The sequence below is a fragment of the Shewanella sp. Iso12 genome, from assembly GCF_012030025.1.
Taxonomy (GTDB): Bacteria; Pseudomonadota; Gammaproteobacteria; order Enterobacterales; family Shewanellaceae; genus Shewanella; species Shewanella algae.
Window position 1 is genome coordinate 428,882 of the sequence record NZ_JAAUHW010000001.1, and the last position, 23,200, is coordinate 452,081.

A 23,200-nucleotide genomic window follows, 5' to 3' on the forward strand; every position below is an offset into this window, starting at 1 on the left:
GCTTTTCAGTGCAAGCCGTTTCTGTTTCAGATTGACTGTCACCTCGGCTTCATCGCTGAGCGCCTTACGAATACTGGCCTCACAATGGCCACAGGTCATATCGCCAACATAAAAGTGGAAGTTTTCCGGCTCACTTGTATTACCTGGCGCAAGCGTTGGCGGGGTAAAGCCTGCGCCGGTTATCAATTCGGCCAGTTCGGCCGCGCTCTTGTGACTTTTCAGCCGCAGCTGTTTGCCTTTAAGGTCGACTTCTACCTCAAGCTCATCAGCCAGCGCCCTGCGAAGCTTACTCTCACAGTGGCCGCAGTTCATATCGGCAACATGGAAGTTAAAGCTGGCAGTGGCTTCAGGGCTGGGTTCAGGGCTTGGCTCTTGCGCGCTGTCACCGGCGCCAAGAGCCGCAATCTCGGCCTGCTCAGCGTCATAACCTGCGTCTTTCAGCCTCGCCAGCGCCGTGGCGGGGGTGAGCTCAGCGTCCGGGGCGAATGTCAGCGTCAACGACTTATCGGCCACCTCGGTAGCGGCTTCTACGCCGATATCGTCGGCAAACAGGGCTCTTATCTTGCTGGCGCAGCCGCCGCACTTCATATTCGTTATGGTGAATTGTATCTGGTCCATTGGAAACTCCCTTCTGTGCCCCTCGCAAGCGAGGCTGGCTCAACACTGGGATAAAGGTTAAAGTCTCCAGTAACGGGAGAGTCAAGCTCGAAAAATCATCCGTGAGATAAAAGGTGCACTGACTCTCAACAATACGCTTGCGGCGCGACAAAATAGCCCACAATAGTCCAAATACGGCAGAAAGCGGGAGTTTGACGATGAAAATAGGCGAAGTGGCCAAGGCAACAGGTCTGAGTATCAAGAGTATCCGTTATTACCATGACATAGGCTTGGTTGAGGCCCATAGAGGCGACAACGGATATCGTGAGTATCGAGCAGCCGAAATCGAGGCGCTCAAGTTTTTGCAACACTGCCGCGAGCTGGGCTTTACCTTGGATGAATGCCGGGATCTGTTGCAACTGAAACACAATCCCAAGCGCTGCGCCGAGGATGTCAAACGCCTGGCCAAGGGGCACCTGCAGGCGCTGGAAGAAAAGATGACCAGACTGGCCTCACTGCATGCCCAACTGAGCGAGCTGGTATCTCAGTGCCGCGGTGGCAGCCAGTCTGAATGCGCCATCATAGATGGCCTGTCCAGCGAAGCCAAACAGGCCTGAAGTTGTCACTCAGGCAATTTGGCTTGCTGCCCGGGCCGCGCCAAGGCTGCGGCATTGTCCAGCTTCAGTGCCGGCAGCGTGCCCGCCGGGGTGAAATCAAACACCATGCCGTAGAACACCAGCTCTGACTCCAATGCCAGTATCTTGTTGTGGGGCTGGCGAAAGCCGTGCCCCTCCCCCTCAAAGCCGATAAATGCCGTGGGAACACCCTTGTCTTTCAGCGCCTTGAAGATATGCTGCGACTGATTCGGTGGCACCACCTTATCTTCGAGCCCTTGCAACAGCAGCAAAGGCTCATTGAATCCCTGCAGGTGATACAGGGGCGAGCGTTCACGATACACAGCCTTCATTTTGGGGTAAGGGCCTATCAGTTGATCCAGGTATCTTGACTCAAACTTATGGGTTTCCTTGCCCAGCACCTCGATATCACTGATCCCGAAATAGCTCACCCCGGCCTTGAACTTGTCATAGAAGGCCAAGGCCGAAAGCACGCTCAAGCCACCGGCACTGCCGCCGCGAATCGCCAGTTTGTCAGCACTGACCCAGCCTTGGTCAACTAAAAACCCTGCGGCCCAGACAGCATCCTCAACATCTGCCTTGCCCCAGTTGCCATAGAGACTTTGGCGATATTGGCGACCAAAGCCGGTACTGCCGCGGTAATTGAGTTCAAACACGGCAAAGCCGCGACTGGTCCAGTACTGAATGGCGCTGCTGTAAGCCCGGTTGGCCTTGGCGGTCGGGCCACCATGCAACATCATCAGCAGCGGCGGCCGGGTGTCCGGCTGGGGTTGGTAGTCACCATTTACCGGCGGATAAAAATAGCCGTGAGCCTTGTCTCCCCCCTTGGTGGTGAACTCCACATTGATGGCGCGGGAGATATATTTGGGATCCAATCCGCTGATCTCCGGGGCATACACAAGCTCTGTACCGCGGCCGGAAACCTTGTAGATGCCACGCTCGGGTGTTGGCCTATTGCCAACAAAATAAACCCCGTCGGCTCCTTGCACCACCTGCCTGATATCGGCAAAGTCGGCGGCCAAAGGTTCAATGACCCCAGTCTGCAGATCCAGTCGCAGCAATCCGGCATCGCCTTCCTTGTTGAAGCTGGCTATCAGGGTGTTTTCATTCTCAAAGGCGTAAGCATGCTGGCCCAGCTTCCAGGCAGGGCCGCCGATTTCAGCCTTGAGTTGAGTAACCTGCTCGATACTGCCGTTGGCATCCAGCCGATACAGGTTCCACCAGTTGTCATAGTCGGCAATAAAATAGAGCACACCGCCAGGGCTGAACAGGGGTTGCATCAGTGCGCCCTTGCGCTCAGGGGCGATTTGCCGAATATTGGTCAACTGCCCCTTGCGGTTGAGATCCCCAAGCCACAACTGGGTATTATCCCAAGGCATGTTGGGGTGTTCCCAGGTGATCCAGGCAAGCTGTGTATTGTCGGCATTAATTGCCGGAGAACTGATAAAGTCGTGACCATCGACGAAGATATCCCCTTCACCGGAGAAATTCAGGTTAATGGTCACCAAACTGGCCTTGGGCTCTCCCGGTTGGCGATGATCTTCCCGGACACAGATAATCCGTGAGCCCTTGGGATAAGAGATACAGTCGCCGTGACGGGTGCCATTGGGTGTCAGTGCCAGCGCCTCCTGATTGGGCGCTATCCGGTAAAACAGCTGATCCTGCCCCTTGGTGACAAACAGGCTCTGGCCTATGCCGAGAAAGTCGCCTCCGCCATATTCATGAACGCGGCTGCCAATACCAAAGGCCGGCGCCACCACACTGGTAATGCTGCCGTCTTTTTCGAGACGCTTGATCCCCACCTTGCCACCTTCGGCCGGGCTGGATTCCGAGAAATAAATCGCATCACCGACACTCTGCAGCTCACCTATTGCCGAGGCACTGCCGTAGACTTCGGCGGCTCCCAAAGGTGAGACCCAGCTGCCATAAGCGGCACTAATCCTCTGTTCATTGTTGGCAGGAGCTTCTTGCTCCTGCGCAGGTTGACCGCAACCCTGCAACACTGAAGCCATCAGCGCTGCGGCCAGAATTCGCTTTCCGGGATTGAAAATCATGGTTTCGTTTCCCCCAACACCTGCCCAGGGGCAGGCTGAAACTACTACAACTTAAGTCTTGTGTTTTCTTGGTTTTTCTTATTTTTTATATCTGGCACAGAACCACTGCAAAACCCTGTACTGCTGCAAACTGGATAATCCAAAAAAGATGCAGATCCAAGGTGAAAGCAAATAGTACCAGGTGATGGGTTCTGTGGAGCGACCGCTGAGAAGCAGGTAGAAGAATCCGAAGTAGATTACCATGACCCCCACGACTCCCACCAGTAAAAGCAGGCGCTTGATTTGTTTCTCCAGCCAATGCATGGGTGAGTGTTTATACCTCTGGTGCTTTTACCTTTTAGTAGGGGAATTGTTCAATCCGGGACAAGAATTGTCAACGTCTGTGATACAAAGCGGACAAGTATCTGACACCCCGGATTGCAGAATGATAACTTTTGAGAGACTTGGGCGCGGCTCAACCGCCATTTTTGGACAAATAACGCCCGGCATCCCTGGACCAACGAAAGTCCACTTTGCTGCCATTGTCGACATTTTTCAGGCGCAGATCATAGTATCCCTGATGTTGACGCCCAAGAAGCTGCAGCAGATTTTTGCCTTCATCAATAACCCGGGCGCGGACGCCGGTTTCATCCCGCTCACCGGCCAGATCTTTATAGAAATACATGGGTTCAGAGAAGATATTCACCAGCTTATCGCCATCAATTACATAGAGCTGCAGCGCTTCATAGAAGGCACCGCCACCGGAAAAACCTTCACTGAAACCAACTCGGATCCCTATGGCGGTTAACTGGTCACTAACCTTGTAGGGTGCCAGATCCAGCTTTTTGACCGATTGAGGTACTGTATCAGAACCGCCATCCACTGTGCTCTCCAGATTGGAGTCGTTCCAGTTGACCGGGGTATTGAGTGGGCCATCGTGGGTAGCAAGCGCTTGGAAGTTCCCCTGGTCCAGCTTAAATACGCCAAAGTAAAAATCATGGGTCTGACGCTCGGCAAAGTTCTCACTGCAAAGATCGCTGCCATCCGTATATTTAAGATCCGATTCTTCGGCAACCACACAGGCATAGCCCAGATACAAGCCCTGGTTGCCCCAAGGTTTGGCGCCTATGCTTGCCAGCAAGTCCGGGGAACGTCCCGGCGCCAACCAATCGAGCAACGTCTTGGGCGCAACGCCATCTGGCAAGCTCTGGCCGTCTTTGGCGAGCAGTTTTCCTTCCATCTGCTCAGCATAAATCTGCCGCCCTTCCTCGTGACGTATGGCAGCTTTGGCTTCACTGGGTTGAACTGTCTGAGTAGTGTGTAAGGTTTGGCTGGCATTGGTTTGGCTGGCATTGGCTTGTGAGCCGACAAGAGCACAGGAGAGCGAAGCAGTCAGCACTAGCGTGGTTGACAACAATAGAGGGTTAAAGGAAACCTGCCTGGTGGAAGAAAACATCATCCCTGTCCTTGTTTGAAACGCGGTAAAGAACAGGGATGATATCTATTTTCGCCTTGATATCAAAGCATTGAATTACAGGCGGATACCGCCGTCAATTTCAAATACCCGGCCATTGACATAGTCGTTTTCAATGATGAATTTAACTGTCGAGGCGATTTCAGCGGCATCACCCAAACGGCCGACCGGTACCATTTTCTCCAGGCGCTCCAGTGCTTCCGGTTTCATGGCGGCGGTCATTTCGGTGGCAATAACCCCGGGGGCAACAGCGGCGGCCCTGATCTTATAGCGCGCCAGCTCTTTGGCCCAGCCCACTGCCATGGCAGCGACACCGGCCTTGGAGGCGGCATAGTTGCTCTGCCCTACATTGCCGGCCCGAGCCAGGCTGGAGATATTGATGATCACCCCTTCCTGACCAGAGCTTATCATGGCGGCTGCAGCTTCACGGCCACAGAGGAAGCTGCCGCTCAGGTTTACATTGATAACTGACTGGAACTGCTCCAGAGACATACGGTCTGTCACCTGGCCCTCTTTGGCTTTGATCAACATGCCGTCACGCAGAATACCTGCGTTGTTTACCAGCACATTGAGCTGACCAAAATCTTCCAGAATGTACTGAAAGGTTGCCATCACATCTTCTTCATCCGTGATGTCCACCGCATAACCCTGAACTTCGGTCTCGCCCATCAGGGCACAGGCTTGCTCCAGACGGTCCTGATCCACATCGATCAGCGCCAGACGGGCACCGGCAGCGGCCAGCTCCTGCGCCATGGCCAGACCCAGTCCACCGGCTCCACCTGTGATGGCGACTACCTTACCTTTTACATCCATTGGGTTATCCTTATTTCTCTTGCTTGAATTGTTCAAAAATACTGGAAAAATCGCGACGACCATTGCCCTTGCGGGCATGATTGACATAGAGGCTGCGCGCCAGTGCGCCCATGGGGGTGCTCGACTGGCTGGACAGCGCTGCTTCCTGGGACAGGCCGAGATCCTTGACCATAAGATCCACCATAAACCCGCCCTGATAGTCATTGGACGATGGCACGCTTGGCATCACCCCGGGACAGGGGTTGTATTTCTCCAAGGTCCAGTTGCCGCCGCTCGAAACTTTCATGATATCTGACAGCACCTTGGGATCCAAACCATTATCTATCCCCAGACTCAGTGCCTCGCTGGTACCTACCATCAAGACAGACAACAACATGTTGTTGCAGATTTTGGCAACCTGACCGGCGCCGGCACTGCCTGCATGGAAAATATTGGCGCCCATGCACTCGAGAACGGGTTTGGCCTTGGCAAAACCTGCGTCGCTGCCGCCGCAGATAAAGGTCAGCGTACCGGCCGCGGCCCCGGCGGTGCCACCGGAAACCGGCGCATCAACAAACTCAAGCCCTTTGGCGGCCGCCGCAGCCGCCACAGTGCGGGCGCTGTCGGCATCTATGGTCGATGAATCGATAAGTAAGGTTCCCTCGGCCACAACATCCAGCAGCCCTTGCTGCTGCTCGCCGCCGAGGTACAGGCTACGAACATGCTTGCCGGCCGGCAACATGGTTACCACCACATCGGCACCCGCCGCTGCGCCACAGGCGCTCTGGGCCGTTATAGCCCCCTGCTCTGCCAGGCTCTGCATCGCCGCCGGCACCAGATCGAATACCCGAACAGTCATCCCGGCCTTGATCAGGTTGACCGCCATCGGCCCACCCATGTTGCCCAAACCAATAAAAGCCACTGTTGTCATCTGTTTGCTCTCCCTGTTGGAATCTTGTTTGCCGGCATCTGTTACAGATCGGCCAATGGGTGTTCATGTTCAAATGGCGACTCGAGCAAGGCAGATACCGCTTCTTGCGGTGCTATCTTGCCCTTGCCGTAACGCCAGTTGGGATTACGGTCCTTGTCGATAAGCAGCGCCCTGACACCCTCACAAAAATCACCTATGGCGCAGCAGTTGAGGCTGAGACCCAGCTCGAAGCGGAAACAATCCGCCAGGCTCATGTCAGTCCCAAGCCTTGACTGCTCGTAGGCCAGCGCCCAGCTAAGCGGGCTGCCGCTCAGCATGGTGTCACGGGCGCGCTGCAACCAGCTCTCTTGGGTTTCCAGGGCCTGCATCTTGGCGAGAATTTCGGCCATATCCCCGGTCATCAGCTCATCAATCTGAGCCTGATGGCCCTTCAAGCGACTGCTGCCGGGACGCTCTTCACTCTGGGTTTCCAGTTCATTAAGCAGATCATGCAGCTTCTGCTGGTTGAGACTGGTGTTATTGCCCCAATTAACCGTCGCCATGGCATCGAGCATGCGCTCTTTATCCGTTGAGGCCAGAAAATGGTTGCCAATGCCGGTATAACGGGCATCGGCCGCATTCATATTGTAGGCTGTCAGGCCGAGAAACAGCCCAGTCTTGCCCGGCATGCGGCCGAGAAAATAGCTGCCACCGACATCCGGGTAAAGGCCTATGGTGACCTCGGGCATGGCGATGCGCGAGCGCTCGGTCAACACCCTGTGGCTGGCACCTATCATCAGCCCCAGACCACCACCCATCACTATGCCGTCGCCCCAAACCAATACAGGCTTGCCGAAGGTGTGCAGCTGAAAGTCGAGCCGATATTCCTCTTCGAAAAACACCCGGGCTTCCTGAGTGTAACTGCCGGGATTGGCCTGCTGTGCCTGATACAGCGCCCGCACATCACCACCGGCGCAGAAGGCTTTGTCGCCGCTGCCGTCAAGGATCACGCAGGCAATCTGCTCATCCTGTTTCCAGGCAGCCAACTGCTTGGCCAGCAAACGCACCATGTTAAGATTCAGTGCATTGAGTGCTTTTTCCACATTGAGTGTCGCCACACCAATCAACTTGCCGCTGGCGGTTCCCAGGGTCTGAAATACCACTTCATGACTCATATCAGCGCCTCCTTATGCGTTTTTCCAGTTGGCTGCGCGCTTCTCCAGGAAGGCATTGACCCCTTCTTTCTGATCTTGGGTGTCAAACAGAGCCACAAACAGCTCACGCTCCAGCGGCAGCGCCTGAGCTCTTGGCATATTACGTCCGGCCTGGATCAACTGCTTGCAAACGGTCACGCTTGATGGGCTCTGCTTGGCGGCCTTGGTCGCCAGCGCAATGGCAGCACTCAGGGCCTCACCCTTACCAACTACCTCTTCTACCAGGCCAATCTCACGGGCCTTGGCGGCATCGATTCGCTCACCGCACAGGATCATCCGCTTGGCCCAGCCTTCACCGATCAGAGCGGTCAGATTCTGGGTGCCGCCGGCGCAAGGCAGCAGGCCGACTGTGGCTTCGGGTAATGCCAGCTGCGCCTGCTCTTCGGCGATACGGATATCACAGGCCAATGCCACTTCCAAACCGCCGCCCATGGCATAGCCGTTGATGGCGGCAATAGACACACCGCGAAAGGCGCTCAGGGTTTCAAATGCTTCGCCAAAATAGCGTGCCATGGTGGCGGCATTGCCTTTATCACCATCGGCAAACAGCTTGAGATCGGCGCCGGCCGAGAAGAATTTCTCCCCTTCCCCTGTCAGTACCAAGGCATAGATATCGGGATCATTGTTGAGCTCTTCCACCTTGAGGCGCAGTTCATTGAGGCTCTCGGCCGTCCAGGTGTTGGCCGGTGGATTGTTGATGGTCAGAACAGCCGTATGGCCTTCGATATGCTCAATCAAAAAAGACATGAATGACTCCTTGCAATTCGGTTAAATGGGTTTGGCCTTAGAGGATCTCGCCGGCATGCTCATCCAGCAGGCGGCGGGCGATGATAAGGCGCATAATCTCATTGGTTCCTTCCAGGATCTGGTGTACCCGTACATCACGGAAATGTCGCTCCAGCGGGTATTCGCGGATGTAGCCGTAGCCGCCGTGAATTTGCAGCGCGCTGTCACACACGGCAAACCCTATGTCTGTGGCAAAACGCTTGGCCATGGCGCAATAAGCCGTGGCTTCGGGATCACCGCTGCCCAGCTTAAATGCCGCCAGACGCACCATCTGCCGCGCGGCGACCAGTTCTGTGGCCATGTCAGCCAGCTTGAACTGCAGCGCCTGGAAGGCGGCCAGTGGTTTGCCGAACTGCTTGCGCTCATGCATATATTCGGTGGCGCGCTCAAGTGCAGCCTGAGCGGTACCCACAGAGCAGGTGGCGATATTGATACGGCCGCCATCCAGGCCCTTCATGGCGAAGGTAAAGCCCTGGCCTTCCTCACCCAACAGATGATTGACCGGCACCCGCACGTTTTCAAAAGTAATGAGTCTGGTTGGCTGGGCGTTCCAGCCCATCTTGTCCTCGGCCTTGCCGTAGATAACGCCCTTGGCATCAGCCGGGATGGCAATGGCCGAAATGCCCTTGGGGCCGGCCTCACCGGTGCGGCACATCACCACCAAAAGCTCGGTGGCGCCGGCGCCCGAGATAAACATCTTGGAGCCGTTAATCACATACTCATCGCCGTCGCGCTCGGCGCGGGTGGCAAGTGAAGCGGCGTCACTGCCTGAACCAGGCTCGGTCAGGCAGTAAGAAGCCAGCTTGCTGCCTGTGGTCAGCGCTTCAGACCAATCGGCCCGCAGACTTTGCTGGCCCCAGGTCGTCACCATCCAGGTAGCCATGTTGTGAATGGTCAGCATGGCTGTGGTGGCAGTGCAGCCCTTGGCCAGCTCTTCAAAAATAATCGAGGCATCCAGACGCGACAGGCCCATGCCGCCTTCAGACTCGGGAGAATAGAGTGAACAGAATCCCAGCTCCCCGGCTCTTTGGATCACGTCTTTGGGAAAGTGATGTTCCTCATCCCATTTGGCGGCAAATGGGGCCAGTTCATCGGCGGCAAACTGGCGGGCCAGCTCGGCGAATTGGCGCTGATCTTCGTTGAGATTGAAATCCATGCTTGACTCCTGTGCGCAGATCTCTGCGTCTTGCGGTGATCCGGTGATGCCGGATCTCTTGTTATTTACTGTTGCGATTAAAAAGGGGCACCGGCCATTGCCGGTGCCCTTGGGCTCACACTGTTACTTGAGGGCGATAGTCATGTTGGGACCAGAGGCGATATCAGACTCGAACCAACGGCTGGTGATGGTCTTGGTCTCTGTGTAGAAACGCACCGCCTGCTTGCCGTAGGCGTGCTGATCGCCGTAGAAGCTGCCCTTCCAACCCGTGAAAGAGAAAAATGGCAGCGGTACGGGAATAGGCACGTTGATACCCACCTGACCCACTTCAATTTCATGTTGATACTTACGCGCCGCAGCGCCGCTGGCGGTAAAGATAGAGGTGCCGTTGCCGTAAGGGCTGGCGTTAACCAGCTCAATGGCATCTTCCAGCGACTCTGCTTCCATACAGCAGAGCACAGGGCCGAAGATCTCTTCCTTGTAGATGCTCATGTCCGTGGTTACCTTGTCGAACATGGTCGGGCCTACCCAGTTGCCTGACTCATAGCCGGGTACAGTGCAGTCGGAACCATCGAGCAGACACTCGGCGCCTTCAGCCTTGCCCTCGGCGATAAGCTTGAGTACCCGCTCTTTGGCGGCCGGGCTGATGAGTGGGCCGTAACCGGCTTCCTTGTCATCCCAAAGACCGGGACGCACCTTGGACAGGGCTTCTTTCAGCTCAGGGATCCACTCTTTGGCGGCGCCGACAAACACAGCGACCGACAGCGCCATACAGCGTTGACCGGCGGCACCAACCGAGGCGCCCACCAGGTTATTGATCACTTGCTGCTTGTTGGCATCAGGCATGATCACGCAGTGGTTCTTGGCACCGGCAAAGGCCTGCACCCGCTTGAGGTTGTCAGTGCCTGTCTTGTAGATGTACTGACCCACACCCACAGAACCCACAAAGGAAATCGCCTTGATATCCGGATGAGACAGCAGTACATCAACCGCCGTTTTGTCACCGTGAACCAGCTGCAGCACCCCCTTGGGAGCCCCGGCCTGTTCGAACAGCTCCACCAGACGCTGAGGCGTCATTGGGTCCTGCTCGGACGGCTTGAGAACGAAGGTGTTGCCGCAGGCGATAGCCAGCGGGAACATCCACAGCGGGATCATCGCCGGGAAGTTGAATGGCGTAATCCCGGCGCAGACACCCAGCGGCTGAGTGTAGGAGTAGGTATCTATGCTGCGGGCCACGTTCTCAACCGTTTCACCCATCAGCAAGGAGGCGATGTTGCAGGCATGCTCGGCCACTTCAATGCCGCGCCAGACATCACCCTTGGCATCTTCAAAGGTTTTACCCGTTTCCTGGGCCAAAATGGTAGCCAGCTCGTCATGGTGTTCTTTCAAAAGGTGTTGATAGCGCAGCATAACCCGAGCGCGTTCGGAAACGGCCACTTCCTTCCAGCTCTTGAAGGCTTCCTTGGCGCTGGCGATGGCGCGCTCAACTTCCGGCTGGGTCGCACAGTTGATAAAGGCGATGGTTTCATTATTGGCCGGGTTGGTGACATTGATCTGCTTGCTGCCGGAACCGTTGACGAATTCGCCATCTATGTAGTGCTTGACTTGTGTGCTCATAAGAATTCCTTGTAGGTAGTAGAACGGCGCGGCAACAGCTCTTGTGGCTGCTTTTTGATGACGCCGTTTCCTGTCTTGTTGATTGCTTCAATTTGTTGCCGGCCGCTGCCGCGGCCGACTGGATATCAGATCTCAATCGCCATGGCAGTGGCTTCACCGCCACCTATGCACAGCGATGCCATGCCACGTTTGAGGCCTCGGGCCTTGAGCGCATGAACAAGAGTCACCAGCAGACGGGCGCCGGAGCAACCTATCGGATGACCGAGCGCACAGGCACCGCCATTGACGTTGACCTTGGCGGCATCCAGCCCCAACTCACTGATGGCCAACATGGTCACCATGGCGAAGGCTTCGTTGATTTCGAAAAGGTCGACCTCATCCTTGCTCCAGCCGGTCTGTGCCAAGAGTTTTTGCATGGCGCCCACGGGCGCCGTGGTAAACATGGCCGGCTCTTGGGAATGGGTAGCGTGGCCCTTGATGGTGGCCATCACTGCCAGCCCCAGGTTTTCGGCCTGCTCACGGCTCATCAGCATCAAACTGGCGGCACCGTCGGAAATCGAACTGGAGTTGGCGGCGGTAATGGTGCCGTCTTTGGCAAAAGCGGGGCGTAGCGCCGGGATCTTGTCAGGGCGGGCATTGCCGGGCTGCTCATCGGTATCAATCAGAGTATCGCCGCGGCGGCTGCTTACGGTTACCGGAACTATCTCCTCCTTGAAGGCACCTGAGGTGATGGCTGCATTGGCTTTTTCCAGTGAGCTCAGGGCAAAGGCGTCCATGGCTTCACGGGTCAGGCCAAAATCGTCGGCAGTTTTCTGGGCAAAGGTTCCCATGGCGCCACCTGTGTAGGCATCTTCCAGCCCATCGAGGAACATATGATCCAGCACCTTACCGTGGCCCATACGCATGCCGCCGCGAGCCTTATCCAGCAGATACGGCGCCTGACTCATGCTCTCCATACCACCGGCAATCACGATATTGGCACTGCCGGCCTTGATAAGATCGTGTGCCAGCATCACGGTTTTCATCCCAGAGCCGCACACCTTGTTGACTGTGGTTGCGCCAACAGACTGGGGCAAACCTGCCCCCAAAACCGCCTGTCTGGCAGGGGCCTGCCCCAGACCAGCCGGCAATACACATCCCATCAGCACTTCATCGACCTGTTCGCCCTTCACACCTGTAGTTTCCATCAAGGCCTTGATGCTGGAAGCCGCCAGCTGAGGAGAAGGCACAGTGGAAAGACAGCCCTGAAAACCGCCCATGGCGGTTCGTTTGGCGGCGACGATAACAATATCCTGAGGACGACTCATTGTTGACTCCCTTGTTGGGCACCCAAACACCGGCCCAACAGCAGGCCGGCGGTGTTAGGTGCAGCAAATTTGCACTCTGTTGCTGCCACTTTGACGTTTACGCGAACGTAAGGCAAGTACTAATTAGTCTAATACAGGCTCTGTTTATAGGTATTTTTGTCAGGGAGGATTTACAGCAGGATGACAGCTTGTGCCCTGAAATAAAGCCAAAACACTACGGCTTAGAAAAGGTTAGGGAAGGAAGTATCAGTTTGAGGAAGCATAGGCAGTAGAGGCCGACGCCATCTGGCTTAATATGAGCTAAGCCCTTTAGGACTTAGGGAAGGTGCGAATAAGTCCTAGTGGCCTTCTCTTATGTAGAGAGTGGCTTACACAGCAATTGGCGTTCAAGGCATCTGACTGAAGGCATGCCGGGGCCTGGCGAAGTCGGATAACGCAGAGAGCCGGTTGCTGTGAAAGCCCCGAAGGGCGTGGCTTACAGGCCTGCCTGCTGTGTTGTGCCTCTAGCAAAGGACTCGGGCCATTTGCTGCGAACCACGCCTTGCATCCAGGCCCGTAAGCCGGCGCAGAGCACACATGGGACTTGTTCGCACCTTCCTTGAGTCACAAGATTGCGACTCCCGCCAACAAAACGTTTGGCATTTGCAGCTCAGCTACTCTGCTCCCAGGGAGTAATAGCACTGAGATCCGATAAGTCATAAGGGGTTAACTGGTAGACATAATAGTTGAGCCAGTTACTCACCAACAGACTACCGTGACTATACCAACGAGCTATCGCTTCAGCCTCTGGGTCATCGTTGCGGAAATAGTTTTGCGGGATCTTGGGCGCCAACCCGGCTGCCAGATCTCTTTGGTACTCATCTTTAAGGGTCGACTTGCGATACTCGGGGTGCCCCATCACAAACAGGTTGCGATTGTCCTTACTGATCACCAGATAGGCACCGGCTTGGTCTGACTCGGCCAGCACTGTCAGTTCGGGATGCGCCTTAAGCTCGTCCACATCCATTTGGGCATAGCGGGAGTGCGGAGCATAAAACTCATCATCAAAGCCGCGCAGCAAGGGCACATGGGCGCGAATACGCCTGTGCTGATAAACCCCGGAGCATTTTTCAGCAAGGATTTTACGCTCGAGTTGATACAGGTGATAAAAACCAGCGTGGGCCGCCCAGCAGAGAAACAGTACCGAGGTAACATGCTCCTGTGACCAATCGATAATCTCGCGGATATGATCCCAATAAGTGACCTCCTCGAAATCCAGCTGTCCCAGGGGGGCGCCAGTGATGATCAGGCCGTCATAGTTGCGATGGCGTACATCTTCAAAGTCACGGTAAAAGGTGTTGAGATGATCGCTCGGCGTATGTTTCGACTCTTTGTCGTGGATCCTGAGCAGGTCGATATCCACCTGCAACGGAGTATTGCCCAACAGCCGCAGCAACTGGGTTTCTGTCTCAATCTTGTTGGGCATCAGATTGAGGATCAACACCTTCATCGGCCGTATATCCTGCATCGCCGCCCGGCTCTCGGACATAACGAAGATATTCTCCGACTCAAGAACGCCGGCGGCTGGCAGGTTATCGGGTATTCTTACGGGCATAAAAGCGCCTCTCCTGAACTATCCAGGGCAAGGCGCTTGGCTTGGTATACCTGTTAGCGCCCTACCTTTTGCACCATGACTGATACCGGCTCAGCCTTGTCGATATCGACAAGATAAGCCTGGGTATTGATAAAGAGTAAGTCATCCTTGAGAGTGATCCTGGCACTGACACTGTAGCTGTGGCCACTCTGGAACTGGTCCCGGGCAAGAATAAACTTAAAAGGCGTTGGGCTGGTCACGCTGTCGCGCTGAATAACCGCCAGCACTTCTGCCGGAGCATCCGCCTTGGAAACGTCCTGAACCTGAACCGTCAGCACGGCTTCCGGTGGCAGGGCAATACGTTCGCGGTACCAAACATCGCCATCAATTTCGACTGTGGCATTCGGGGTCGCACAACCTGTGAGTGCCATCATTCCTGCTACAGCCGCCATCATTGGCAGTCGCAGCCAGTTGCCTGTCATTTTCATTGCTAGCTCCTAATCATACACAAAGACTTCTGGATGTCTATACATCCAAGTTTAATCATTGAGAACCTGGGAGGATAATCCTATCATAGGACTCCATTTTTGAGTTCAAATATCCTTATGACACAAGCAACTGCGATTATTGTGGGCGCCAGCTCACTCCTCAGCCGTGAAATAGCCCGCCGCCTGGCCGATGAAGGCACTAAACTGGCATTGCTGGCACAGGATCCCGACTCATTGAAAGAGTTTGCCGCCACCCTGGCAACCGAGGCTCAGGTGTTTGGCCTGGACATAGATAAACCACAAACCTTGATAGCCGAGCTGGAACAGATTTGGCAACAGTTGGGGGGTGCACATCTGGTGTTGGTCAATACCGGACTCAACTCCTATCACCCGGATCTGCCTTGGCAGTTGGAAGATGAGATCATCAGTGTCAATGTCCGTGGCTTTGCCGCCGTTTGCAACACAGCTTTCAGGCTGTTTCGCGAGCAGGGTTATGGCCAGCTTGCGGCTATCAACTCCATTGCCGGTCTTCGCGGTGGTCCCAGCGTAGCCTTTCATGCCTCCAAAGCCTTTGGGATGAACTATCTCGAGGGTCTGTCCATGCATGCCCAAAGGCTCAAACTACCGATCACTATCACGGATATTCAGTTGGGTTTGCTGGATAAGGCCGCGCTGCAGCAGAGCAGGCTATGGCTATCCCCCGTAGATGTGGTTGCCGGGCAAATCATCCGCGCCCTGCAAAAAGGCAAGCGCCGGGTCTATGTCACCAAACGCTGGGCGACGGTTGCCTGGCTCACCAAACTGCTGCCCGAGTTTATCTACAATACCCGCCACTGGAAGGTGAAGAAACGCAAGGGGCAAGCGGAATAATCTTTTAAAGCGACAGCCGCTGTTCCAATTGCCGGCGAATGGTTTCCTTAAGCCAGCGCAACTTGGGATTGTGGCTGTTGCGTTTGTGCCACATCAGGGTAAAGAGAATGGTGAGCTTTTCCCTATCTTCCGCAACCATTGGCAATGGCCGGGTCACCAGCTCAGGGCATGTCCTGGCCGCATAGGTCCGGCAATAGCCTGGAGCCGTGGTTAACAGCTGCGACCCGGGCTGTGATGCCAGCCATAAAGATTGCTCAAACAGGGAAACCGACAACGCGATATCCCGCTTCAGACCTTTTTCAGCCAGCAGGCTATCCAGAGCCCAGCCCTCACATTTTTCCCACTCGATATTGATTTGCCGATACTCAAGGAATGTCTCCAGGCTCCAGACTTGTTGCAGTGCGGGATGATCTTTCCGCAGATATACCAAGGGCTCGTCGCTGAACAAGACCTCATAATCCACGGCCGCAGGCAAGAGTGCCAGCGTCTCCCGCGAGCCGGGATGAGTCTCACGCCCCGATAGCCCCAAGTCAGCCTTGCCGGAAATAATGGCGTCCAGGGAGTCATAGTCCCAATTGCGGATCCGCACCACGGAATCAGGGAAATGGGCATCAATCAACCCTGGAAGTTCAGGCAACAATTCGAGGTAGAATGGTGACTCCAACATCAGCTGAAACTCTACCCCTTTGGGGACTTCAACATTGCGTTTGGCCACTATACTGCTGGCCAACTGAAACAGCTCGGCCAACTCTTCGGCCAATGCCAACGCCAATGGCGTCGGCAGCAGGCCTTGGGGAGAACGAACCAATAGAGGGTCATCAAACCAATGACGTAACTTGGTCAAAGATTTACTCACGGCAGAAGGTGTTACCGACAGGCGTTTGGCCGCTCTGGTAACACTACGCTCACTGAGCAGGATCTGCAGCGTGACCAAGAGGTTAAGATCGAGGCGATGTAAGGCTCTGTTCATCTTGCTTCCATTGGCTATTGGTCTTAATTGGAGCGCGCGAGGTAAAATACAGGAGTATGATGCTGCCCAAAGCGGCGATCAGCAAGCTCAGTATCAACATGGTGCTCGCCGTCAATCCAAACCAGGCACTTATCGCAATGAAGGCTCCAGACCAACTTATCTGGCAGATCCCCAATATGGAACTTGCCAGAGCCGAGCGCTGAGCAAAGGGGGCCAGAGCCTGGCTCATAGTGACCCCGAACCCCACAGAAAAACCGGCGCAAACAAAGCCAATGCCCAGCAAATATAGCCAAAGCTCTGCGGCCAGAGACGCAGCCAACAGCAGTACAGTGGCCGCCAAGGCAAAAGCCAGTTGCGACAGTTGCAACATGCGTTGTTGGCCAATCGAATCTATTAGCCAGGGAGAAACAAAGGCCATAACCATGCTTATCAGTGCCAAACCACCCATGGCTGAGGCGTAGCCACCACTGTCGAGCCCTAACTGCTCCATCAACAGCATGGGCGAAGTATTGACGAAGGTGAGTATCGCTGTCACGGCCAGACAACTGATCAATAAGCGACAGACGAAAGTCACACAGAGCAAGGATTCACCGGCTATCAATTCTCCCGCCGTCTTGGCCGGAAGCGACTCTTGCAAACCCAAACACAAAAACAGCGCCGCCGCAGCCAACAAAGCCATCAATACAAACAGCGCCGGCCAGGGAAAATACAGCAAAACCAGATGCCCCAGCACAGGCGCTAAAACCGGCACTATGCAGGTAATTCCATTTATCATCGACAAGACTTTGGCTCGTCTTTGGTCATCAAGCACATCCCGCAGAATGGCAAAGGTCACCAGATAGGCCGCTCCGGCACCTATACCCTGTCCGGCCCTGGCAAACAAAAACGCCGTGATTGATAGAGTAGTGGCGGCCCAAATCGACGACAGCACAAAAATCAACGCTCCGCAAAGGGCTACCGGCTTGCGCCCAAGCCTATCGGCAAGATGCCCACCGAGCAACATGGCCAGAGCCATGCCCGCCAGATAACAGGAAAAGGCGTTGTGCAATTGAGCCTCATCGGCGTTCAGGGTGCGGGCTATCTCGGGCAAGCCAACCAAGTAGAGATCGATCCCCAATGGATAGAGTAAAACCAAGGCAAAGGCACAGATAAGGTAATAACGCATGATCAGTTGATAGAGCAGGAATTTGCTTGTCAGCATAAATGCCCGGACTGATGCCAGCGAGTTGCCATCAAGACAAGAGTATTTTCCTCAGAGGAAAAACATACAGCTGACGTCAATGACAAAAAAGGCGCCAGAGGCGCCTTTTCAATAGTTGGGAGCTTTGGGTTGGGAGCTGGGTTTGTGGGAGATCAGAAGGTGTAACCTATGCTGACCATATAGACCCAAGGATCGATATCAGTCTCGATTGTCACAGCGGCAACTTCGCTGTTGCTGGTGCCATAGTGGTAGTTGAACTTAACATCCGTGCTGATCTTGGCATACCACACAGAAGCATTCACCAACCAGTTATCGTTGATCTGATAATCCAGACCCACTTGTGCGGCCCAGCCCCAAGAGTTACTCAGGCTCAGATCAGAGAGTTTGCCACCGACGTCATTGGTGAATTCATTGTCGAAGAAATTGGTGTAGTTAACACCGACACCCACGTAAGGACGCAGCTTGGACTCGGCATTACCAAAGTAGTACTGGGCCACCAAGGTAGGCGGCAGATGCTTGGTTTCGGCAATCTTGCCCAGCTCTCCGAGAGATACGTCATGGCTGAACGGGGTCGCGGCCAACAATTCGATACCAAAGTTATCTGTCAGCATATAGCCGAAGTTCAGACCCAACTGGGTGTTATTGTCCACACTAAAGGTGCCAAGATTTCCCAGATCCGGGGTAACAACATTTTGGCTGGACTCGTCCGGGGCTACCACAACGGCACCGGCACGAACGATAAAGTCACCGGCCTTGTGGGCCAATGCAGGGGCAGCAACAGTAGAAAAAAGGGCGGCGGCAATCAATCCTGATACGATATTTTTTTTCATCATCTCACTCCGTAGCGACAACACAGCGCTTTGTTTTTTATTACATCCATAACAACTGAGGCCACACTGCCAGATTTAATTCTTCACATTTTTGATCTGCATCAAGCGTTTTAAGAGGTACCCAGATTTAGATACAACAAGCGCGAAACAGATCACATAAAATAAAGATTTATTGATATTACACCTTTAAAATAAGTGAGCCAGTTCAAAACTCCACTAACCCCAAAGTGAAAGAAAAGTACATTTTTCGAGCAATGACGCTTGAGCCACTCACAACCAAAAATTAACAATCAGTCACAGTAAGATATGCTGACCAGCACTTACAGAATGGTGTTTTTAACTGGAGAGAAAAGGAAGCAGAGGATGCCAGATAACTGCAATCGGCAAGATAAATGTGTCAGAGAATGCTTGAGAAAGTACTCAGTAAAGCCTCTTCAGCAACGGATAGTTTGCCAACCAGTTCTTAGCCTTGAGCCGACTCTCGAATACGCCGGGAGTGCTCTTGGGATTAGGACTGAGTTCCAACGCCAGTAATGGGCCAAGCGGGAACAGATTGAGCAGTTGCAGCTCCCCTGCCCTCAACCTGACAGCCAGGGCCGTTTGCTGCTCTGGCCAGTAACTCATGGCATCAATCACTGAAGTATAGGGTTTATGGTGGTTTTTAAGGTGCATTCTGGCCTGGTTCTTTACCGACCATGGTAAGTCGAGTGCTGTGGCCAACTTGGCCTCATAGGCCCTGTCGGTGACTTCCGAGCTGTCGTTTGGCTCAAAGTAGAGCACATCTATGTCGCTGAGCCTGGATACACTGCCGTGCAACTTGTCCCACACCAGATTACGGACAAATCCCGCGGCTACCCAGGCATCAATAGGCCCAAGGTTTGCAACACACTCAAGTGCCTGCATTCGCATCCTGTCCTGCCTGAGCCAGTTTTCAATCAGCTCAGCCGCCTCACTTTCACTGACCTGCTGCGGCCCTCTCGACTCAAGCTTATCATTTGCCACCATAGCCCCCTTAAAAAGACAAAAGCCCCCGCAGAGCGGAGGCCTTTGAGTTTAACTCAAGCTATCACTTCTCTTCAGTGTCTCTATCCATGTTCTCTGTATTTTCCAACCAGAGAGCATTAATGATACCGAAGGAACAAGCCAATAAAATGCCGAGTATCCAAGTGAAATACCACATAATTCAGGCTCCTTAGTAAAGTGATGTGCTGTTGTTTTCAATGTGCTGACGGTTCAGACGGCCATACATCTTGTAGTAAGTCCAGCAGGTGTAACTCAACACTGTTGGTACAAAGATGATCGCAACCCAAGTCATCACAGTCAGAGTCATCTGGCTGGCGGTAGCATCCCACATGGTCAGACTGACGTTAGGCTCCTGTGATGAAGGCATCACGAATGGGAACATAGCCGCGCCACAGGTCAGGATGATACCGGCAATGGCCAGTGAGCTGAACAGGAAGGCGAAACCGCTACGCCCCATACGGCTGGTCAGCAGCACCAAGGCAGGCGCTAACAGGCCCAAAGCAGGGAACAGCATGGTTACTGGGTACTTGTCGTAGTTGGCCATCCAAGCACCGGAAACAACTTCAACTGTCTTCATGGTTGGGTCAGATACAGCGTTAGTATCCAGAGCCGAAGTCACCACATAGCCATCAATACCGGTAGCCAGCCACACACCGGCTGCACCGAACAGTACAATCAGCAGCAGTGCGGTCAACTGTGAAGCTGCAGCGGCGCGATTGCGCAGCTCACCTTCGGTCTTCATCTGCAACCAGCAAGCCCCCTGCATCATGAACATACAGGCACTGACCAGACCGGCCAACAGGCCAAAGCCATTGAGCAGACCGAACAGGCCACCATCATAGTGGGCACGCAGGTACTCGTCGAAGCTGAAAGGCACGCCTTGCAGCAGGTTACCGAAGGCAACACCTATGATCAGCGGAGGAACAAAACCTGCGACAAACAATGCCCAGTCCCAGCTCTTGCGCCAGCGTGGATCTTCTATCTTGGAGCGATAGTCGAAACCAACGGGACGCAGGTACAGCGCCAGCAACACTATGATCATGGCCACGTAAAAGCCGGAAAAAGAAACGGCATATACAGTAGGCCAAGCGGCGAACAGGGCACCGGCACCGGTGATCAACCACACCTGGTTACCATCCCAGTGAGGAGCAACCGTGTTAATCATCACCCGGCGCTCGGTATCGTCCTTACCCAAGATTGGCAGTAAGGCACCTACCCCCATGTCAAAGCCATCAGTAATAGCGAAGCCTATGAGCAAGACGCCAACTAACAACCACCAGATAAATCTTAATATTTCATAATCAAACATAATGAAATCCCTCTGCTCAGGCTTCTAGTTTTTCAAAGTGATAACGGCCGGTCTTGAGACTGCTTGGACCCAGGCGCGCAAACTTGAACATCAGGAAGAGCTCGATAACCAGCAGCACTGTGTAGAACAGAGTAATGCTGATGATACTGAACCAGAGATCGGCCGCCGTCAGGCTGGAAGCAGACACAAAGGTCGGGAGAATCTCGGAGATAGTCCATGGCTGACGACCATACTCGGCCACAAACCAACCACACTCGATGGCGATCCAAGGCAGAGGCAAGCTGTAGAGCGCAGCTTTGAGTACCCACTTCTTCTCTTCAATCTGATGACGGGTGCTCTGCCAGAAGGCAGCTGCAAACACTACCAGCATGACGAAACCAAGGCCCACCATGATACGGAAGCTCCAGAACAGCGGTGCTACGCTTGGAATAGAATCCCTGGCGGCCGCCTTAATCTGCTCTTCGGTGGCATCGACCACTTTATCTGTGTAGCGCTTCAGCAACAGACCGTAACCCAGGTCAACTTTCTGCTCTTCGAAAGCCGCGCGAACCGCAGGATCTTCCTCAATAGCAGGGTCAGCCTTGGCGGCACGCAACTGCTCAAGCAGGGCATAAGCCTTCATACCGTTGCGGATGCGAACTTCGTGCTCGGCGATCAGATCCTTGATTCCTGTCACTTCTTCATCGATAGAACGAGTAGCTATGATACCCATGGCATATGGGATCTTGATGGCATAGTCGGTATGCATGGTTTCCTGGTTAGGGAAACCTATCGCAGTAAAGGCTGCCGGAGCAGGCTCTGTGTGCCATTCAGCTTCAATCGCCGCCAGTTTCACCCGCTGAGCTTCACCAACTTTATAACCGGATTCGTCACCCAGTACGATAACAGACAGGATAGAGGCCATACCAAAACTCGCCGCAATGGCGAAAGAGCGGCGGGCAAATGGCAGGTCACGCTTCTTGAGGATGTAGTAAGAACTGATAGCCAGAACAAACATGGCACCGGCTACATAACCGGAAGCAACAGTGTGAACAAATTTAACCTGAGCGACTGGGTTAAATACCACTTCTGCGAAGCTGGTCATTTCCATGCGCATGGTTTCATAGTTGAACACGCTACCCACAGGGTTTTGCATCCAGCCGTTGGCGACCAGGATCCACAACGCAGACAAATTACTTCCCAAAGCAACCAACCAGGTCACAGCCAAGTGTTGACGCTTGGAGAATCTGTCCCAACCGAAGAAGAACATACCCACGAAAGTGGATTCCAGGAAGAAGGCCATCAAGCCCTCAATCGCAAGAGGAGCACCGAAAATGTCACCCACGTAGTGTGAGTAGTAGGACCAGTTGGTACCGAACTGGAACTCCATTGCCAGACCTGTGGTAACCCCCAGGGCAAAGTTAATACCGAAAAGTTTGCCCCAGAATTTAGTCATGTCCTTGTAGATCTGCTTATCTGTCATCACATAGAGTGATTCCATGATTGCCAGCAGGAAGGCCAAACCCAAAGTCAAAGGAACAAACAAGAAGTGATACATGGCTGTCAGCGCGAATTGTATGCGCGATAGCTCAACGACTTCTTCAACTATCATTTGTGACTCCTTACATGGTGCTCCGCCCGTTGTCTTCAGATCCCCATCAAAGACAACAGGTGGTGAGTTGGATAGCTTAGTTCATTAATTTCTTATCTACCCGGAAACCCGGATAAACCACCCAAATGATTCGCGTTGCTGCGCTTTAACTCACCAAAAGCTTAAAAATCGGTTTTTGGCGGCCTTAACGAGAGGCGAATCACGCTTTTGCAGATTTATGCGATCAGCATCAGCATTTGCCAGTGTTCCAATATTTGCAAATTATTTAATATCAGGCACTTGCGTTATTAGTTCAGCTAAGATTTGCCCTGATTTTATACCACTTGAATTTGACGCAAATCAATCAAACTCCGGGCTTTAGCTGGGTTTTGCGGAGGGGCACACAGCCACCAAGGATGAGTATTGACTTTGTGGCAAAATCCTGTTAGAGCATTTGCACCAACTATAAATAATCCATCATTTTGGATGCTTTAGGCAAAAACATATACAAACAAGCTAAAATAAACTTTTTAACAATTTTCAAGGTTAAATATGCTAACTCAAATCGTGTGACTTCGATCTCATTATTTTTTAACCTTTTGATTATGGTGAAATAAATAAAAGCCAATTAACCAAACATAAAAATCACCAAAAATTCAGATTAATTTTTCTAATCTCATATCATATTATTTCTCGTTTGATAAAGCCGCCAGGGTTGACTAATATGTAGCCTGTGTTAAGGAGACGCTCGGGTCGGCCGACATCAATATCTGCAGACCTTCCTCCGCGCACATTGACTGAACTTTGTGTGGAGATATCGTTATGAAAAAGTTTTTTGAACGTCT

General features: G+C 53.6%; 21 protein-coding genes and 1 pseudogene. 2 read left to right on the forward strand and 20 right to left on the reverse strand.

Features of this window, described 5'->3' with window-relative positions; genetic code table 11:
* Window positions 1-12 precede the first annotated feature (12 nt).
* Window positions 13-618: pseudogene (locus HCX89_RS23050) on the reverse strand (heavy-metal-associated domain-containing protein); the annotation flags it as partial.
* 197 nt (window positions 619-815) lie between these two features.
* Here HCX89_RS23050 and HCX89_RS01885 point away from each other — a divergent pair.
* Window positions 816-1,214 (forward strand): MerR family DNA-binding protein, encoded by a 399-nt coding sequence (locus HCX89_RS01885; protein WP_028780343.1) that lies wholly within the window; start codon window positions 816-818, stop codon window positions 1,212-1,214.
* 5 nt (window positions 1,215-1,219) lie between these two features.
* Here the strand turns inward: HCX89_RS01885 and HCX89_RS01890 are convergent, their stop codons facing one another.
* From HCX89_RS01890 to HCX89_RS01945, 12 genes are all read right to left on the reverse strand, one after another.
* The gene (locus HCX89_RS01890; RefSeq protein ID WP_129980373.1) at window positions 1,220-3,244 is read right to left on the reverse strand and encodes a S9 family peptidase; all 2,025 of its coding nucleotides are present in this window, start codon (window positions 3,242-3,244) and stop codon (window positions 1,220-1,222) included.
* Window positions 3,245-3,364: 120 nt separating this feature from the next.
* Entirely contained in the window at window positions 3,365-3,589 is a 225-nt protein-coding gene (locus tag HCX89_RS22795) for a hypothetical protein (protein ID WP_025009792.1), read from the reverse strand.
* A 151-nt stretch (window positions 3,590-3,740) separates the two neighbouring features.
* Window positions 3,741-4,724 (reverse strand): hypothetical protein, encoded by a 984-nt coding sequence (locus tag HCX89_RS01900; RefSeq protein ID WP_167714880.1) that lies wholly within the window; start codon window positions 4,722-4,724, stop codon window positions 3,741-3,743.
* Between the two features lie 72 nt (window positions 4,725-4,796).
* On the reverse strand, window positions 4,797-5,552 hold the full coding sequence (locus HCX89_RS01905; protein WP_025009790.1) for an SDR family oxidoreductase: 756 nt from the start codon (window positions 5,550-5,552) through the stop codon (window positions 4,797-4,799).
* Between the two features lie 10 nt (window positions 5,553-5,562).
* Window positions 5,563-6,462: a 3-hydroxyisobutyrate dehydrogenase gene (mmsB, locus tag HCX89_RS01910; RefSeq protein WP_167714882.1), complete on the reverse strand. Its 900-nt coding sequence runs from the start codon at window positions 6,460-6,462 to the stop codon at window positions 5,563-5,565.
* A 41-nt stretch (window positions 6,463-6,503) separates the two neighbouring features.
* Window positions 6,504-7,616, reverse strand: coding sequence for an enoyl-CoA hydratase/isomerase family protein (locus HCX89_RS01915; protein WP_107111006.1), 1,113 nt, complete (start codon window positions 7,614-7,616; stop codon window positions 6,504-6,506).
* Window positions 7,617-7,628: 12 nt separating this feature from the next.
* Window positions 7,629-8,402 (reverse strand): enoyl-CoA hydratase, encoded by a 774-nt coding sequence (locus tag HCX89_RS01920; RefSeq protein ID WP_167714884.1) that lies wholly within the window; start codon window positions 8,400-8,402, stop codon window positions 7,629-7,631.
* A gap of 37 nt (window positions 8,403-8,439) precedes the next feature.
* A complete protein-coding gene (locus HCX89_RS01925; RefSeq protein ID WP_167714886.1) occupies window positions 8,440-9,597 on the reverse strand; it encodes an acyl-CoA dehydrogenase family protein in 1,158 nt (385 codons plus the stop codon).
* Window positions 9,598-9,720: 123 nt separating this feature from the next.
* Entirely contained in the window at window positions 9,721-11,214 is a 1,494-nt protein-coding gene (locus tag HCX89_RS01930) for a CoA-acylating methylmalonate-semialdehyde dehydrogenase (RefSeq protein WP_025009786.1), read from the reverse strand.
* A 125-nt stretch (window positions 11,215-11,339) separates the two neighbouring features.
* Window positions 11,340-12,521 carry an acetyl-CoA C-acyltransferase gene (locus tag HCX89_RS01935; RefSeq protein WP_167714888.1) on the reverse strand — a complete coding sequence of 394 codons (1,182 nt, stop codon included), beginning with the start codon at window positions 12,519-12,521 and terminating at the stop codon, window positions 11,340-11,342.
* A gap of 649 nt (window positions 12,522-13,170) precedes the next feature.
* Window positions 13,171-14,115: a homoserine O-succinyltransferase gene (metA, locus tag HCX89_RS01940; RefSeq protein ID WP_167714890.1), complete on the reverse strand. Its 945-nt coding sequence runs from the start codon at window positions 14,113-14,115 to the stop codon at window positions 13,171-13,173.
* A 53-nt stretch (window positions 14,116-14,168) separates the two neighbouring features.
* A complete protein-coding gene (locus tag HCX89_RS01945; RefSeq protein WP_025886564.1) occupies window positions 14,169-14,582 on the reverse strand; it encodes a YbaY family lipoprotein in 414 nt (137 codons plus the stop codon).
* A gap of 117 nt (window positions 14,583-14,699) precedes the next feature.
* Here HCX89_RS01945 and HCX89_RS01950 point away from each other — a divergent pair, with 117 nt between their 5' ends.
* A complete protein-coding gene (locus HCX89_RS01950) occupies window positions 14,700-15,452 on the forward strand; it encodes an SDR family oxidoreductase (protein ID WP_044734178.1) in 753 nt (250 codons plus the stop codon).
* 4 nt (window positions 15,453-15,456) lie between these two features.
* Here HCX89_RS01950 and yidZ read toward each other — a convergent pair whose 3' ends face one another.
* The 7 genes from yidZ to HCX89_RS01985 form a co-directional block, all read right to left on the reverse strand.
* The gene (yidZ, locus tag HCX89_RS01955) at window positions 15,457-16,422 is read right to left on the reverse strand and encodes an HTH-type transcriptional regulator YidZ (protein ID WP_107111001.1); all 966 of its coding nucleotides are present in this window, start codon (window positions 16,420-16,422) and stop codon (window positions 15,457-15,459) included.
* A complete protein-coding gene (locus HCX89_RS01960; RefSeq protein ID WP_254428338.1) occupies window positions 16,391-17,623 on the reverse strand; it encodes an MdtL family multidrug efflux MFS transporter in 1,233 nt (410 codons plus the stop codon). The genes yidZ and HCX89_RS01960 overlap by 32 nt, the downstream gene beginning before the upstream one ends.
* Window positions 17,624-17,775: 152 nt before the next feature.
* Window positions 17,776-18,456, reverse strand: a complete 681-nt coding sequence (gene ompW / locus HCX89_RS01965; protein WP_045282445.1) for an outer membrane protein OmpW — start codon at window positions 18,454-18,456, stop codon at window positions 17,776-17,778.
* Window positions 18,457-18,873: 417 nt separating this feature from the next.
* The gene (locus HCX89_RS01970; RefSeq protein WP_144128635.1) at window positions 18,874-19,458 is read right to left on the reverse strand and encodes a nucleotidyltransferase family protein; all 585 of its coding nucleotides are present in this window, start codon (window positions 19,456-19,458) and stop codon (window positions 18,874-18,876) included.
* Between the two features lie 61 nt (window positions 19,459-19,519).
* A complete protein-coding gene (gene cydX / locus HCX89_RS01975; RefSeq protein WP_025009779.1) occupies window positions 19,520-19,633 on the reverse strand; it encodes a cytochrome bd-I oxidase subunit CydX in 114 nt (37 codons plus the stop codon).
* A gap of 12 nt (window positions 19,634-19,645) precedes the next feature.
* Complete coding sequence (gene cydB / locus HCX89_RS01980) at window positions 19,646-20,785, reverse strand: cytochrome d ubiquinol oxidase subunit II (protein WP_028779211.1); 1,140 nt, start codon at window positions 20,783-20,785, stop codon at window positions 19,646-19,648.
* Between the two features lie 16 nt (window positions 20,786-20,801).
* Window positions 20,802-22,376, reverse strand: a complete 1,575-nt coding sequence (locus HCX89_RS01985) for a cytochrome ubiquinol oxidase subunit I (protein WP_025886552.1) — start codon at window positions 22,374-22,376, stop codon at window positions 20,802-20,804.
* Window positions 22,377-23,200: the final 824 nt, after the last annotated feature.